The following is a 15,804-nucleotide window of genomic DNA, read 5'->3' on the forward strand; positions in this document are numbered from 1 at the left end:
CGCCCAGCTGCCGCAGCGCGCGGCGATCGCTTTTCATCTCAGCTCGTCGGTTCGGTCAGCCGCCAGATCGCGTTGCCGACATCGTCGGCGACGAGCAGGCCGTTCCTTCGGTCCACAAGGACGCCCACCGGCCTCCCCCTCGCCTCGCCCTTGTCCGAGAGGAAGCCGGTCATTACAGGCCTCGGCATGCCGGATGGTTTGCCGTCGACGAAGGGCACGAAGATCACGCGATAGCCGACCGGGCTCTTACGGTTCCACGAGCCATGCTGCCCGACGAAGGCGCCGCCCTGGTAGCTTTGCCCCAGTCGCCCATCCTTGACGAAGGTCAGGCCGAGCGAGGCCGTATGCGATCCCAGCGCATAATCCGGCTTGATCGCCTTGGCGACGAGGTCGGGTCTCGGCGGTTCGACGCGCTTGTCGACGATTTGGCCGTGATAGCTGTACGGCCAGCCATAGAAGCCGCCCTGTTTCACCGAGGTCGTGTAGTCCGGCACGAGATCGTCGCCGATCTCGTCGCGCTCGTTGACGGCGACCCAGAGTTCCTTGGTTGCAGGATTCCAGTCGATCCCGACCGGGTTGCGCAGGCCGCTCGCGAAGACCTGCGTCGCGCCGCTTGCCGTGCCGATCTCGAGCACGGCGGCGCGGCGCTCCTCCTCGGCCATGCCGTTCTCGCCGGCATTTGAGTTGGAGCCGACGCCGACATAGAGCTTTTTACCGTCGGGGCTCGCCACCAGGCTCTTGGTCCAGTGGTGGTTGCGGCCGGCCGGCAGGTCGGCGAGCTTGACCGGCGTCGCCGCATTCTTCGTCTCGCCGGCGACATAGGGCACGCGCACGACCGCGTCGGCGTTGGCGATGTAGAGCTGGTCGCCGACCAGCGCCATGCCGAAGGGCGAGGTCAGGTTCTCCAGATAGACGCTTTTGGTTTCGGCGACGCCGTCGCCGTCCTGATCGCGCAGCAGGGTGATCCGGTTGGCGCTCGGCGTCTTCGAGCCGGCCTTCTTCATGAACAGGCTTTGGACCCAGCCGCGGATGCCGCCGCTCTTGCCCTCGGGCTTGGGCGGCGCGTCGCTTTCGGCGACGAGGATGTCGCCGTTCGGCAGTTCGTAAAGCCAGCGCGGATGCTGCAGGCCGGTGGCGAAGGCCGCGATCTGTCCACCACCGGCCGCGACCGGCTTTTCGCCCGGCTTCCAGCCGACGACCTCGGCGACATTGATCGTGGGGAGCCAGGACGATGTCGGCTCCGGCAGGGTCGGATTCGGACCGTAGCCGGCCTGTTCGGTCAGCGCCGGCTTGTTGTCACAAGCGGCGAGAGCCAGCGCCGATGTCGCGATGCCGGCGATGAGAATGGCTTTGCGCGGAGCGGCCATGGTGAGATCTCCTGTCGTCGAGCGCTCGCGCGCGCATCACAATGTTTGAGGTAGTTGAACGTCAGGCCGCGCGTTTTGTTCGGTCTGAACATCGACCTGGCTCGACGCTGCCGGGAACCGCACAATGTCTGGCAGGTTAAGCGGCCGGGGAGTTTTGCTTGCAGCGCTCAGGCGATCAGATTGTGACGGCAGCGCATGACGGCGTACGCGCTCTGCGGGCGAGCGCGATCTTCCTCGTCGCGGCCGGGGTTTTGACGGTGGTCCTTGTCAAGACCGGCCCGCTCTCGCTGCAGATGCTGCTGCATCTCGGTTTGATGAGTGTGCTTGCCCCGCTTGCCGCCACCTTGCTCCCGCCAAGAGACCATGGCGGCAGCGCGGAAATCTGGGGGGCGAGCCTTCTGCAGATGCTGCTGCTTTGGGCTTGGCACGCGCCGGCCTTGCAAATGGCGACCTCGCAATCCTTAATCGGCCAGGCCAGCGCGGCGCTGCTGCTCGGCATCTCCGCGCTCTGGTTCTGGCGCGCGGTGCTTGCGGCCTCCAATGATGCCGGCTGGCGTTCGCTGGCGGCCCTGCTGCTCACCGGCAAGATCGCCTGTCTTCTGGGCGCGCTTCTGATCTTCGCGCCCCGCGACCTTTACCAACTATCCAGCGTCGCATTCGCATGGTGCCAGACCGGGCCATCGAATCTGGGCGACCAGCAGCTGGCTGGCCTGCTGATGGTGACAGCCTGTCCGCTGAGCTACCTCGTGGCCGGCGTGGTGCTGGCGTCCGGGATGCTGAGACGGCTCGATCGCAACGCGGAGGAAGACGATGTCAGTCCTCGCACGCGTTAGATCGGCGGCCGCCTGGGCGCTGGCGAGCTGGCGCCGGCTGCTGACCGTGGTGGCCGGCCTCGGCGTAGCGGCCCTTGCAAGTGGCTTGCTGTTTGCCTGGCTCGGCGTCTACGACGTTGCGGCGAGCAAGGGCCATCTGCGGATCGTCGATGTCCTGCTGCGCTTCGGTATGGAGAATTCGGTCAAGGCGCGTGCGCCCAACACTGCCCTTTTAGGCCAAGACGAGGACCGGATCCGCCTCGGTGCCGGTCATTTCCACGCCGGCTGCGCCTATTGCCACGGCGCGCCGGGTATTCCGATCAGCCCGGTCGCGGCCCATATGCTGCCGCCGCCGCCTGACCTGAAGGAGAAGGTCTCGCTCTGGCGCGATGGCGAGCTGTTCTGGCTCGTCAAGCACGGGCTGAAGTATGCCGGCATGCCAGGCTGGCCCGCGATGGAGCGGGAGGACGAAGTCTGGGCAGTCGTCGCCTTCCTGCGCCGCCTGCCGAGCCTCGACCGGGAGAGTTACAGCGCGCTCGCCATGGGCGAAGTCCGTCTCGAGTTGGACAGCGGCCACGAGATCGCGACCGGTCAGACGGCCGAGGGCGCGACCGGCGCATGCGCCCGCTGCCATGGCGCGGAGGCGCTGCCGCCCAGCCGGCTCGTGCCGGTGCTACACGGCCAGCCGATGGAAATGCTGGCGACGGCGTTGCGGGCCTATCGTAGCCGCGAGCGCGCCAGCGGCGTAATGCAGACCGCCGCGAGCGGCTTGTCTGACCGCGCCATCGCGCGCCTGGCCGAGTATTATGCCGGTCTTCCCCGGCCGGAGCGCTTGACCGCCGATCCGCACGACAGCGCCGCGATCGCACGCGGCAAGACGCTTGCCCGCGACGGCCTGCCCGCGCGAGGCGTCCCGGCCTGTCTCGGCTGCCATGGCCCTGATGCGCTGTCATCCTATCCGCGCCTTGCCGGCCAGCCGGCGCGCTATCTCAAAGGGCAGCTCGCTGCTTGGCGTAGCCGCCTCAACGACAAGACCCCGACAGGCGCGGTCATGGCACCGATCGCGCGTCGGCTCACGAAGGAGCAATCGGCTGAGCTGGCTGCCTATTTCGAGAGCCTGCCGGCCGCGCAGGGGACGGCTCGTTGAGAGGGGTCGTGCCGGTATCTCTCGCAATCGCCTGCCTTGTTCTCGGCGGCTGCGTCGGCGCGCAGTCCGCTCTGTCGCCCGCCAGCGACGAAGCTGGCCGCGTGGCCCTGTTGACATGGATCCTGTTCGGCGGCGCGGCGGTGATCCTGCTGATCGTCTGCGTGGCGCTTTACCTCGCCATCGACGGATCGGACCGGGCGCGCCGCGCGCTCGGATCCGACCGGGCCATCCGCCTGGGCGGCGTCGTCTTCCCGGCAGTGACTCTGACGATCCTGCTCGGCTACGGCGTCTGGCTGATGCGAGAGACGATTGCGTCGGACCGGCCGACGGCCTTGCGCATTGAGGTTACCGGCGAGCAGTGGTGGTGGCGCGTCGCCTATTCCAGCCGGAATGTGACGGTCGCCGAGGCGAATGAGATCAGGATTCCGGTCGGGCACGAGGTCGACTTCGTACTTCGTTCCGCCGATGTGATCCACTCCTTCTGGATTCCGAGCCTCGGCGGCAAGCTCGACATGATCCCGGGCCGAACCAACACGCTCAGGCTCAGGGCCGACCGGCCTGGAATCTATCGCGGGCAATGCGCCGAATATTGCGGCGGCCCGCACGGGCTGATGGCGCTCGAAATCGTCGCGGTGTCGGGCGCCGAGTTCGAGCACTGGCTCGAGGAGGAAGTGCGGCCGACCTTCGCCCGGCAGGCGAGCGAGACTGCCGGCGCTGCACTGTTCCTTTCCGCCGGCTGCGGAACTTGCCATGCCGTCCGCGGAACGCAGGCGGCCGGCGTCGTCGGCCCCGATCTCTCCCGCATTGGCAGCCGACGTTTCCTGGCGGCCGCGATCATTCCCAACACGCCGGAAAACCTCGGCCGCCTGATCACCCATAATCAGACGATGAAGCCCGGCAACCCTATGCCCGAATTTCGCGTCTTCTCGCCCGAGCAACTTGCGGCGCTCACCGCCTATCTGACGAGCCTAAAATGACAGCGCAACGCAGCCAGCCCCGTGATGCCGAGCGCGCATTCCCCAGCCCGCTACCGCGCCCCGAGGGCGAGCTCGCCGCGCTGAAACGCATATGGGCAAGCCCCAAGGGTTGGCGCATCGTCAGCGACGTCAACAACACCGTCATCGGTTATTTTTACATCGCCACCGCCTTCCTGTTTTTCCTGTTGGCGGGTGTGCTTGGACTCCTGATCCGCCTGCAGCTCGCGACGCCGGGCAACGACTTTCTGTCGCCGGAGACCTACAACCAGATCTTCACCATGCATGGCACGGTGATGATGTTCCTGTTCGCGGTGCCGGCGGTCGAGGCGGCTGGCGTGCTGCTGCTGCCTCAGATGCTGGGCGCGCGCGACATGCCGTTTCCGCGTTTGGGTGCCTTCGCCTTCTGGGCCTATTTCGTCGGCGGGCTGGTCTTTTTCTGCACGCTGTTCTTCGGCGTCGCGCCGTCGGGTGGTTGGTTCATGTATCCGCCACTAACCGGTGCGCGCTTCTCGCCGGGCATCGGCGCGGACTGGTGGCTGCTCGGCATCGGCTTCATCGAGATATCCGCCATCGCCGGCGCGATCGAGATCATCGTCGGCATCCTCAGGACGCGCGCCCCGGGCATGACGCTCGCCCGCATGCCCATCTTCGCCTGGACCATGCTGATCTTCGCGGGAATGATCGTCTTCGCCTTCCCGGCTGTGATCCTGGCGACCATCCTGCTCGAGCTCGAGCGCGCCTTCGACTGGCCGTTTTTCATCGCCGAGCGCGGTGGCGATCCGCTGCTCTGGCAGCATCTGTTCTGGTTCTTCGGCCATCCGGAGGTCTACATCATCTTCCTGCCCGCGGCCGGCATGGTCTCGATGATCGTCCCCACGATGACCGGCGTTCCGATCGTGGGCTACCGGCTGATCGTTGTGGCGCTGATCGCGGTCGGCTTCTTCTCCTTCGGTCTGTGGGTCCACCACATGTTCACCACGGGCATCCCGGCCCGCTCGCTCGGCTTCTTCTCGGCCGCGAGCATGGCGGTGGCGATCCCCAGCGGCATCCAGATCTTCGCCTGGATCGCAACCATCGCATCGGGCCGGCTGAAACTCACTGTTGCCTCGCTCTTCATCATTGGCTTTCTGACGATCTTCACCTTGGGCGGCCTGACCGGCGTCATGGTGGCGATGGTGCCGTTCGACCGGCAGGCGCATGACAGCTACTTTGTCGTCGCTCACCTGCACTACGTGCTCTTCGGCGGCATGGTCTTTCCGCTGTTTGCGGCGATCTATTACTGGACGCCCGCTTTCAGCCGGCGGCCGCTGTCGGAGCGCCTCGGCAAATGGGCCTTCGGCCTGATCTTCGCCGGCTTTAACATCGCCTTCCTGCCGATGCACATCACCGGGCTGATCGGGATGCCGCGGCGCGTCCATACCTACCCCGCCGGAATGGGCTGGGACACGCTCAACCTGATCTCGACACTGGGCGCCTTCATGCTGGCGGCGGGCATCCTTGTCTTCCTCGTCGACGTCGCGCGCAACATGCGCCTGACCGGCAGCGAGCCGGCCGGCGATGTCTGGGGCGCCGGCACGCTGGAGTGGCTGCCCAACCACGAATTCGCCGCGCGCAGCACGCCGCGCGTCGCTAGCCGCGAGCCGCTCTGGAGCGACCCGGAACTGGCGCGCGAAGTCGAGGCCGGGCGCTACTACCTGCCGCGCTCGGCGACCGGCGTTCGCGAGACGATCGTGACCTCGGCAGTGGAGGCGCGGCCGCAATACGTCATGCGGCTGCCCGGTCCAGGCTGGCCCCATCTCGCGGCGGCAGTCTTCACGGCGGGCTTTTTTCTGCTGCTGACGGTCAAGGCCGCCGAGCTGGCCGTGATCTGCGGCGTGCTAGCCGTCGCCTCAATTCTCGTCTGGATGTGGGAGAGCGACCCGGCCCCGACCGAACCGGTCGATATCGGCGGCGGCATCACTTTGCCGACCTACGCTTCGGGCAGCCTGTCGCATAGCTGGTGGGCGATCGTGATCCTGATGCTGGTGGCCGCCGCGCTCTATGCGTCCTATATCTTCGGTTACCTCTATCTCTGGACGATCTCGCCCGCGGTCTGGCCGAAGCTGGCCGCCATTCCGGTGCTCGCCGGTCCGCTGACGGCCGCCGGCGCCTTGCTGACAAGCGCCGCTGCGCTCTGGGCGGCTGGCAAAATGCTGACGCGTAGCGAACCGTCACGCGCGGGTTTCGCTCTGCTCGTCCTGCTCGGCGTCGGCGCACTGATTACGGCGCTCGGTATCGACGCCCTGTCGCAATGGCGTGCCGGCCTGCGGCCTAAAGCGGACAGCCACGCCGCAATGGTCTATGCCAATGCCGCCCTGCAAGTGCAGATCGCCGGTGCCGTCGCGGTGATGGCGCTGTTTGCGGTCGCGCGGATCCTGCTCGGCCGGCTCGATCGGATCCGTCACGTCGTTTTCGACAATCTTGCCCTGTTCTGGGCGTATGCGATTGGGCAGGCGGCGCTGGGGCTCGTCGTCACCCACGGCTTTCCGAGGCTCGTCGGATCATGACGGCCGAGAAGTCGTCGCTGAGGCGCGCAGGCGGGGCGCTGGTTGGCCCGTTGGTCTGGGCCGCGCATTTCCTGATCGTCTATACGTCGGAATCGGTGCTTTGCCGCCTGCTGGACGCGCGAGCGCATACATGGCTGGTCGCCGTCGCAAGTGTGCTCGCTCTCGTTGCGATTCTCGGCGATCTGGTCGTCCAACGGCAGCTTTGCCGGCAGGAGAACGCGGAACGGTTCCTCACGCGTCTGCGGATCGGTCTCGACGGCCTGTCCGGTGTCGCCGTCCTGCTCGTCGCGGTGGCTGGTTTGGCGCTGCCGGCCTGCGCGGGGTGAGGCTTGCTGACACGGAAACGCTGCGCACCGCCAACACCTCGGCCAGTCCAAGCGGGACCTCGCCTGCGCAGTCCGCTCCTGCCGGGACCCCGAACCCGGCGGGTGGCGGCGGCCCGAGCGCCAAGCCCTTAGCGGTCTGCTCCAGATCATGATGGAGAAACGCCCCGCCGTGAGACGGGCCTCTTCTCTTACGGAAACTACAAAGTCTGGAAACCCCGTCAATCGTCGCCGGGCGGGGCCCGATGCTTCAGTCCAACAAATCCGCAGGCACTTTCCCGCCGTTCTCCGAGAGCTTCTTGATGACGGCCTTGTGCAGCCAGATGTTCATCGTGGGGGAATCATTGGTGTCACCCGAGTAACCAAGCTCTCGCGCCAGCTCCTTGCGCGATCCCAAGCTGCTGTCGATTTTGAGCGCCTTGAGCAGATCGACGATCGAAGTCTTCCAGTCGAGTTGCTGCCCGCTGGCCTGAACGGCCCTGTCCAAGATCGGCGCGACATCGACGAACTGCGTTGTGGCTCCCGAGGACGAGGGCGACCCGATGCCCGTGGTTGACTGGCCGCCGGTCGTGCCTGCTGGGGACGTGGCGGGAGCTGTGGACGTTCCCGAAGGCGGCACGACCGCGCCTGGGGCGGGCGCAGGTGTTGGGACGGCTACGGTCTCGGCTCTGGCCTCGCCGAAAATCGCCTTCTTGATAGTGTCGAATACACCCATTGATCCTCTCCTACGATTTCTTCGGCTCATTGAACCGGCGAGTCACTGGTTGTGTTCCGGCGCGATGCCATGACGGCCATACGCTCGCCAGTATCAACGGCGCTGGAGGGCGACCTCCGTAGCTGTAGCGGTTGCCTTGAGCTGGCTAACCTTCATTCCGCGCCGATTGAATTCCTTGAGCGCAGGCCGACGATCGTGTCCGGATTGAGACTGCGCGCATGTTCTCGCACTGGGACCTTCCGGCGTACGTCGTGATCTTTTTCACCTCAGACCTGACAGTGCATCTCGCCAAGACTGGTCAGAAGTTTGGCGAGTGCCAGTTTGAATGCGTCGTTGATCGAGGCATCGATCTAGTTCTGCACGGCTCCATCTGGAGCCTATCCGCTCGCCAATTCCGCAATCTTCTTGATCAGCCCTTGCGATCGGCGGCGTCTGCACCGCGTAGTCCGATTGGTTTGGCGGGGCCTTTCGTGGTGTCCTGATCGGTCTGACGTTCCGCTTCCGAATTCAGCTCCGCGCCAACGAGCACGATGGTGGCCGACAACCACATCCATGACAGAAGGCCGATGACCGCGCCGATCGTCCCGTAGGTCTTGTTGTAGTCCTCGAAATTCGCGACGTACCACGAGAACAGCAGCGAGCCGATGAGCCATGCGAGGCTCGCGAAAATGGCCCCCGGGCTGACCCACTTCCACTGAGCCTCGTCTCGGCTGGGACCGAAGCGATAGAGTGCCGACAGACCGGCCATCAGGGCGATGATCAGGAGAGGCCAGCGAGCGATCGAAATCAGCCACTCAGCCGTGCTGCCGAGATACAGGTAATCGAGCAGCACCGGGACGGCGGCGACGCCCGCGATTGCGAGCAACACGAACGACAGGATGCCGACCGTGAACGCCAATGACACGGCGTTGAGTTTCACAAAGCCACGCTTCTCAACTTCGCCGTAAGCGACATTGAGCGCATCGAAGATTGCCTTGACGCCAGCGTTAGCGCTCCAGATCGCCAAACCAAGACTGATCACGAAGGCAAAGCCGAGTTTGGCCTCACCACCCTGCGCGATCCGCCCAATCTGATCCTGTAGGAAGGTGCCCGATCCCGCCGGCAGGAAGCCTTCGACCGCCGCAACATGCTCGGAAATCATCGCCGGCTCCGCGGCAAGCCCGTAAACCGATACGAGCGCTGTTAGAGCCGGGAACAGTGCCAGCAGCGCGTAGAAGGTCACGCCTGCGGCGACGGCCCGGACCCGGTCCTTATCGATCTCGTGATAGGTCCGGCGCGCAACGTCCCACCAGCCCCTCGCGGGTATGTCTTGCGGTTGTTCAGCATCCTCGCCTGCCTGGGTTTGATGCTCGGATTTTGCTTCGTGCTCGGCGTCGCGCGCGCTCTGAGAACCACGCTGCCATACAGAGATGACAAGCACGGATCCAATGCCGATCGTAAAGGCGAGAGCGATGTCGAGTGCAGGCGATTTAAGGCGCAAGGCCTGTTGCCACCGATCGACTGCTATCGGGAAAGCATCAGCGAGGCGGCGCACGGTGCACTCGCTCGTCGTCAGTTTCAGCGCTGAAGTGGTCTGGGTTTCGCCATGGCCGCTTTGCCGCGAGGACGCCGGCGATCAAGCCCGCCACGGCTCCGCCCGCCAGCATCGCCGATCCCGTCACAAGCGGCCTGCGCGGCGGGTTGGCATAAGGCGATGATGCCTTGCGCGCAGACATGGCGGGGCCTGGCGAGCGACCGAGATAAAACGCAATGCCGACACAAATCAGCGCAAGTGCGAGCAAAACGCCGCCGACAATCAGGCTCGCGTAGACGCCTCCAACGCGGACGACGAGCATTTCACGAACCGCATCGAGCCCGTATCCGGCCGCGAAGATAACGATCAACCCGCCAGCCGCCATCAAACCGTAGATAAGCGCCTGCCGCTGCAGCAAGGCTTTAATCTGAGTGAGCAGATATGCGAGGCCTGCGCCGAGCATCGGCTTACCGCGCCGACATGATGCCGAGGACGAAGCCGGCGGCAACAGCCCAACCCAGCGCCCGAAGCGGCCGCTCCCGAACTTCTTCCATCAGCATGTCCTGCAGGTCGCTGGCGCGTTCTTCAGCCATCTCGAACGCGGCGTCGGCATCGATACCCGCCGATTTGAGCCGTTGCGAGGCTTGATTGGCCATAACCTTTGCACCAGCAGCAATGCTGGCACCCATGTCATTCTGCGCCAGAGGATCGCCCGCGACTTCCGTCAATTTATTGAAGCCGCTCTGCTCGTTCGCCATGGGATTTCTCCAGACGGTGTCACATTCTGGCGGCTCAACGCGAGGTTGATCTGTTAAGTTCCGTGGCCGTGCCCGTGGCAGTTGCGCACGCCTGCGGGGCTTCGTGAACGGGCACACCATCCGATTCTTGTTCGAATGATCCGGCCTCTCTATTCATCTTATGTTCTCGTAAGTTGGAGCCGGCCCGATGCACTGGCTCCTCAGGCGATCGCGCGTTGGATGAAGAGGCCGTCGCCATGATCCGCCGTGCCAGCCTGGTGCTGGCTCCACCGTCTGCCTAGGTAACGAGATCATTGGCCTCGCTGTTTCGGTGCGGTTTTCGTGTTCATCAAGAGCCGCTTGATTTAAGTCCGATTTGGTTGACTCTACCGTTCCCGATAAGCTTCGGCCGCATTTGAACGATGATGACGTTTCGGCTCAAGCTTGTTTTCCGGGGAAGACTGACGCTGCACCGATCGCTCTCGCAATTCTGCGTGCTTGAATGCTCCGCCTTTCTCAAGTTGTTTGGCAATTCTCTCCTTCGCGTGAGCCAGAACGGAGTGTCGTAACTTCGGGTCGCGAATGGCCTTATTCAAAGCCCGTTCGATCGCCGCGAGTTGAGAGCGGGCCGCCGTGATGACGTCATCGCCTACACTCTGCCGATCTTCGCCCGAACGAAACACGTCAGCGCGACGCTGCCCCGTCGAGCGCGACGATCGACGGGGCGTGTCCGATCGCAGCGCCACCACGTCGATCGTCAAGGCTGGCCGGTGTGCGGGGCGTTCCCCGGTAGTTCCGGCACCCCCCGACGACGCTCGATCTGAGCGAAGCGGCCCCTGGAATGGTGCTCGATCGTCCTCGCGCTGGCGTCTTTTCTCCGTGCTGCGCTCAGGCGGAAGGACCGTTACCTCGATAGGCCTTCTTGTCGAAACTCCCGCGACGGATATCGTCTCTGACGCTTCGGGTTCGGGCCGCCGGAACTGCGAAGGCGCTCGCGTTGGCCGGTCCTCCGCCTTCGTTCGAAACGACAAGGCGGCCCGATCAACCGGATCAGGCTCATAGCCGCGAACCGACAGCCCACGCGCCGAGGCTTCGAGCCAGGCAGTGCGCCGGAACTCCACCGATCCGCGAAGGTCGATCTCCTTCCAGCCGCGGTGCTGCGCGACCGAAACCATGTCCCGAACGACGCCAGCGTCTTCAAGCCGCGTTGCCATGCGGTCGGTCGAGACCTTGAAGGCGAGGTACTCGCCTCGTGGGTCGGCATAGACCTTCGCCTCGTCGCCCGCGTCTGCTTCTGCGACATAGTATTTTTGGCGGAGCCGCTCCGGTATTCCGCTTTCAGCCTGGCGTCCTGCTGTGCCACCGAGATCGAACTCAGCCTGGCCGGCTCGATGTTCACCGTGAGGCACGCTCGAAGCGTTGCGCGCTGACGTTCTATCGGCGCCGCCAACCTTCTCTTGTCCGCGTTCGATCGTGAATTCGCTCTGATCCTGGCGCTTACCTGGCACGACGCATCTCCTTCACAGATCCGCCTGTCTCCTTCGTCGGGATGATGGCAGCGTCGATCACCTGCGAGCACCAGTCCTTGAGCTCATCTTCGGACAGGCCTTCCAGATTGACTGGCACATCGCCAAAGTCGAAGGTCGCATCGTCGGGGATGAGCGACGGATCGGCGATCTCCTCATCCGTCATCGGCCGGGTCCGAAACGTCGCCTGCAACTCGGCGACTGCGGATTTCAGCTCGATGATCTCGCTCGCCAGCAGCATGTTCGACGGGCCACGGTTGGGCGCGATGACCGGCGGCACTTTCAAGCGCGCTGTGAAGGCGGTATCGTCATAGTAGATGATCTTGTCGCAGATGATCGGGGGCACGCTGGCCGCCAGGATGAACGCCTTGGACGAGGGGATCAGCTTGAGTTCCTGCGGCAGCATCAGCGCGCGACGCTGGTCCGAGACGGACTCGCTGCGTTTGCCCGCCGACAGCCCCCACGGCCGGGAACGACTTTTCGCCTGGACCGTGTCGTAGCCGATCCGCTCCGACAGCTCGTTGGCGACGTCCTGCTCTTTTGGCGCAAACACGACCTCGATCGCGTGGTTGGTCATGATCGTCTTGGCGAGATCGGGACCGTAGATCGCCCGCAGCTGCGCCGGGCTCTGGATGATGGTGAGCAGGCGGATGCCGTAGCCTGCGACGAAGGCGACGGATTTCGCGAGCACGCCGACATGGCCGAGCGCCGGGAACTCGTCGAGGAGAAGCAGCACGCGTCGGTTCAGCTTCGGATTCTGCTCCGGCAGCTCGCGGCTGTTCAGATCGATGACCTGTTGGAAGAACAGGTTGAGCAGCGGCGCCATGCGGTCGAGATTGTCTGGCGTCACGCCCAGGAAGATCGACATTGGCCGGGAGCGCAGCTCGCGCAGGTCGAAATCATTGGCGGACGTCGCGGCATCGATCCTCGGATTGAGCCAGAGGCCGAGCCGCGCTGTCGTGGTTTTGCGGACCGAATTCATGGTGTTTTCGGACGCCGATAGAAAGTCGTTCAGCGCCCCGATGCAATGCGACGAGAGGGGCGCCGTGCTTTTGGCGCGCTCTTTCATCGTGGTTAGAAAATGCGCCTTCAGATCACTCGAGGCGGAAAGCTGCCGCAGGATCTCGCCGATGGTGAGCGGCAGGCCCGGCGTCTCGGCGACATAGCCGCCGATCGCGACGAACGCTGAACGCGCGGTTTCGAACCAGAACGGGTCGGCCCGGTTTTCGGCTGGGAACAGCATCACCGCGATGCGCTGGAGATCGTCATACAGGTCGACCGGATCGCGGCGGACATAGGCGAGCGGATTGTAGCGTGCCGTACGGCCTTGCTCGTCGAGCGGATCGAACAGGAAGACGGCCTGCCCGCTCGCCTCCCGGAAACCGGCGGTGCGATCAAAGTTCTCCTTCTTGACGTCGAGCGCGACGACGGAGTCCGGCCAGTTCAACAGGTTTGGAATGACGTATCCGACGCCCTTGCCCGATCGTGTCGGGGCATAGACCATGACGTGCTCAGGTCCACCGAAGCACAGGAACTTGCCGTCTTTCCGGCCGAGTAAAATTCCCTGCTTCGACCTCAGACCTGCCTTGCGGATGTCGTGCTCGGTGCCGAACCGCGCCTCGCCGTGCAGCGGGCGCGGTTTCGTCCGCATGATCAAACCCATCAGCCCGAAGGCGGCGATCGTGCCGGTGAGCGTTCCAAAAATGATCCAGCGGTCGAGGCGCTCGTTCGTGCCGTAATGGGGCCAGGCGATCGCAAGCTCGTTCCAGTGGAAGCCGCCATCATGGCTGCGCAGGCCGAGCAGCAGGACATTGGAGCCGACGAACAGGAGTATGGCGATGCCGGCAGCCGCGAGCGCGATCCGGAGCGCCACTTTACGCGCTGGCGAGGCGCTTTCGAACGGGGTCATAGTCGATCTCCGTGATGCGGAAGCGGCCGTGCTCGCGTTTCATCTGGATGACGATGTCGACGGTCTGGCGCAGCAGGTTGCGGATGTCGTCGCGCGCGAGGTCCCGGCCCTCCGCGCTCTCCTTCACCAGCAGCGTCAACTGCTCGAAGGCGAGACGGGCGGAATCGGCATGGACCGTGGTGATCGAGCCCGGGTGTCCGGAGTTGACGTTGCGCAGGTAGAAGAAGGCGGTGCCGTCGCGCAGCTCCTGCAGCAGGATGCGATCGGGCCGCATGCGCAGGCAGGATTCGAGCAGCTCGCGCGGTCCGACCTTGGCGAGCCCCTGCCCGTCCTTGGCGTACAGCAGCCGGACATGGTTCGGCTGCGGCACCACAAGCTCGGCCGTGTCTTCGATGGTGATAAGGCGCTCACTCGCCGGGATCTGGGCGATCAGACCCTTCGACAGCGTCGTCTTGCCCGAGCCGGTCGCGCCCGAGATGATGATGTTGCGGCGGCTGCGCACTGCCAGCGCCAGGAATTCGCGCCACTGCCCGGCGTCGCGCAGGCGCACCAGCTCCGTCTCGTCTTCGGAGAGGTCGTCGCTGGTGACGCGGATGTCGGAGAACAGATCCCGCTGCTCAAAATCTTTCAGCGTCATGGTGACGGTCGAAGGCTTTCGGATGGTCAGACTGACGGTGCCAGGCGGGACCGCCGGCGGCACGACGATCTGGCAACGCTCCTCGCCCGGCAGCGTCGTCGAGACGATCGGATGGTCGGGGCCGATGTCCTGCCGGGTATAGCCGGCGGCGGCCGTCGCAAGATGCATCAGATGCGAATGGCTCAGATCGTGAAGCTCGTGGCGATGCCAGCCGCCCGGTCCTTCCGTGAACACCTCGCCCGGGCGGTTGACGACGATTTCGGTGAGGTCCGGATGCGACAGGAAGCACGCGAGCGGCGTCAGATAGCGTTCGAGCACGATGCGGCTGGCGCGCCGTTCGGAAGCAGTCGGGGCGGTCGGCGCAGCCGGCGCGACGATAGCGACGCAATCGGCTGCGGCGGGCCCACGCGCGAGTGCCGTCATGGCTTCGTGACCCGTGAGCCAGTGCTTACGACGGCGTCAACGCCCGGCACCGTGCGATCCAAAATCCGCGCGCGGCTTTCGATCCGCTTCAAATCGTAGACCGAGGAGAAATCCAGATCGCGGGCGACAAAGATGTTGACGCGCTCGCCTTGGTTCTTGTTCAGCGTCGGCGGGATGTCGATCGAGCGCTCGACGGCGATGCCCGCCGCCGTGTTGGCCGATCCGGACGTGTTGCGGATCTCGATATCGGCATTCTCGAGTTGTTGGCGGCCGATCGCGGCAGCGTCGCTGACGATCGAAAGCAGAAGCGCCGCCCCAAAGCGCTCCCAGAAATGTGTGTCGATCTCGCCGTCGAAGCCGGCGCGGCCGAGCGCGTCGGTCGCGGGCGAGGCCAGCGCGACGATGACTCCGGTCGGGGTTTTCGCCCGCGTCCAGAGCACAAACATGCGCTTGGAGCCCTTTCGGACCTGGCCGCGATATTCGCCGACGATCTGCGTGCCCTTTTCCATCAGGACGACATGCCCGGAATCCGACAGGACATCGCGCAGGATGACGCAGGAAACGAACCCCGGCACATCCGAAGACATCGCCGTCTCGAGCACGCAAGGGATCGCCGTGCCCTGTGTCACCAGAAGATTGCGGTTGGGCAGGCGCGCGGCGCGCACACCCTCGATCGTGGTGGCTTTCAGCTTATCGGCGAGTTCATTGCGCGGTTCGGTAGCGCCGGCGAGCAGAGGTGATCCCGGCAGAGAGGCGCCCTGCCCTGCCCCGTCGCTTGATGGGCCACGCCCTGGCCGGTTGAAGGCGAGCACAGGCGCACGGCGGGCGCTCTCCATCAGTTTGTCGGTCTGCGGCGGAGCGGCGGCCGGCGCTAGCTGAGGCGGCAGGACCGGCAGGGCAGCCTGCTGAACGGGAGGCGGCGCCGGCGGTTCGCGCGCCGGCTCGAACGCGGTGGTCTGGCGGATGATCGGTTTGGCGCCGCCCTGATCGACGGGCTTTTCCGATTTCCAGGTGCTCCAGATCACCAGTACCGAAAACGCGATCAGCGCGGCCGCGCCGATGCCGCGTTTGGCGAGCGCCCGGCCCGAGCCCTCGACGGGTCCAGAGACGGGGGTGATGCCGCGTTCGCCCTCGACGCCGGATGACGCGTTCTGATCAGTCATGCGATGCTC

At 64.9% G+C, this 15,804-nt stretch carries 14 protein-coding genes; 5 read left to right on the forward strand and 9 right to left on the reverse strand.

Features of this window, described 5'->3' with window-relative positions; genetic code table 11:
• Window positions 1-38: 38 nt before the first annotated feature.
• Entirely contained in the window at window positions 39-1,367 is a 1,329-nt protein-coding gene (locus AC5I5I_RS24290; protein ID WP_495977457.1) for a PQQ-dependent sugar dehydrogenase, read from the reverse strand.
• Between the two features lie 158 nt (window positions 1,368-1,525).
• Between AC5I5I_RS24290 and AC5I5I_RS24295 the strand changes: the two genes are divergently transcribed.
• From AC5I5I_RS24295 to AC5I5I_RS24315, 5 genes are read left to right on the forward strand one after another with little or no spacing between them, the layout of a single operon-like run.
• A complete protein-coding gene (locus tag AC5I5I_RS24295) occupies window positions 1,526-2,200 on the forward strand; it encodes a cytochrome c oxidase assembly protein (protein ID WP_495977459.1) in 675 nt (224 codons plus the stop codon).
• Window positions 2,178-3,326, forward strand: a complete 1,149-nt coding sequence (locus AC5I5I_RS24300) for a c-type cytochrome (RefSeq protein WP_495977461.1) — start codon at window positions 2,178-2,180, stop codon at window positions 3,324-3,326. The genes AC5I5I_RS24295 and AC5I5I_RS24300 overlap by 23 nt, the downstream gene beginning before the upstream one ends.
• Window positions 3,327-3,334: 8 nt before the next feature.
• Window positions 3,335-4,303: a cytochrome c oxidase subunit II gene (gene coxB, locus AC5I5I_RS24305; protein WP_495977463.1), complete on the forward strand. Its 969-nt coding sequence runs from the start codon at window positions 3,335-3,337 to the stop codon at window positions 4,301-4,303.
• Window positions 4,300-6,849 carry a cytochrome c oxidase subunit I gene (ctaD, locus tag AC5I5I_RS24310; protein WP_495977464.1) on the forward strand — a complete coding sequence of 850 codons (2,550 nt, stop codon included), beginning with the start codon at window positions 4,300-4,302 and terminating at the stop codon, window positions 6,847-6,849. Before coxB ends, ctaD begins: the two co-directional genes overlap by 4 nt.
• Complete coding sequence (locus AC5I5I_RS24315) at window positions 6,846-7,175, forward strand: hypothetical protein (RefSeq protein ID WP_495977466.1); 330 nt, start codon at window positions 6,846-6,848, stop codon at window positions 7,173-7,175. The genes ctaD and AC5I5I_RS24315 overlap by 4 nt, the downstream gene beginning before the upstream one ends.
• 247 nt (window positions 7,176-7,422) lie before the next feature.
• Here the strand turns inward: AC5I5I_RS24315 and AC5I5I_RS24320 are convergent, their stop codons facing one another.
• The 8 genes from AC5I5I_RS24320 to virB10 form a co-directional block, all read right to left on the reverse strand.
• Window positions 7,423-7,887 (reverse strand): DUF3597 domain-containing protein, encoded by a 465-nt coding sequence (locus AC5I5I_RS24320; protein WP_495977468.1) that lies wholly within the window; start codon window positions 7,885-7,887, stop codon window positions 7,423-7,425.
• 409 nt (window positions 7,888-8,296) lie between these two features.
• A complete protein-coding gene (locus AC5I5I_RS24325) occupies window positions 8,297-9,421 on the reverse strand; it encodes a YihY/virulence factor BrkB family protein (protein WP_495977470.1) in 1,125 nt (374 codons plus the stop codon).
• Window positions 9,405-9,863, reverse strand: a complete 459-nt coding sequence (locus AC5I5I_RS24330; protein ID WP_495977472.1) for a hypothetical protein — start codon at window positions 9,861-9,863, stop codon at window positions 9,405-9,407. The genes AC5I5I_RS24325 and AC5I5I_RS24330 overlap by 17 nt, the downstream gene beginning before the upstream one ends.
• Window positions 9,864-9,867: 4 nt before the next feature.
• Window positions 9,868-10,158, reverse strand: a complete 291-nt coding sequence (locus AC5I5I_RS24335; RefSeq protein ID WP_495977474.1) for a hypothetical protein — start codon at window positions 10,156-10,158, stop codon at window positions 9,868-9,870.
• A gap of 365 nt (window positions 10,159-10,523) precedes the next feature.
• Window positions 10,524-11,645, reverse strand: coding sequence for an LPD7 domain-containing protein (locus tag AC5I5I_RS24340; protein ID WP_495977476.1), 1,122 nt, complete (start codon window positions 11,643-11,645; stop codon window positions 10,524-10,526).
• Window positions 11,635-13,572 carry a type IV secretory system conjugative DNA transfer family protein gene (locus tag AC5I5I_RS24345; RefSeq protein WP_495977478.1) on the reverse strand — a complete coding sequence of 646 codons (1,938 nt, stop codon included), beginning with the start codon at window positions 13,570-13,572 and terminating at the stop codon, window positions 11,635-11,637. The genes AC5I5I_RS24340 and AC5I5I_RS24345 overlap by 11 nt, the downstream gene beginning before the upstream one ends.
• Entirely contained in the window at window positions 13,538-14,632 is a 1,095-nt protein-coding gene (virB11, locus tag AC5I5I_RS24350; RefSeq protein ID WP_495977480.1) for a P-type DNA transfer ATPase VirB11, read from the reverse strand. Before virB11 ends, AC5I5I_RS24345 begins: the two co-directional genes overlap by 35 nt.
• A complete protein-coding gene (gene virB10 / locus AC5I5I_RS24355; RefSeq protein ID WP_495977482.1) occupies window positions 14,629-15,795 on the reverse strand; it encodes a type IV secretion system protein VirB10 in 1,167 nt (388 codons plus the stop codon). The genes virB11 and virB10 overlap by 4 nt, the downstream gene beginning before the upstream one ends.
• Window positions 15,796-15,804 lie beyond the last annotated feature (9 nt).

Source organism: Pseudorhodoplanes sp., from assembly GCF_059499825.1.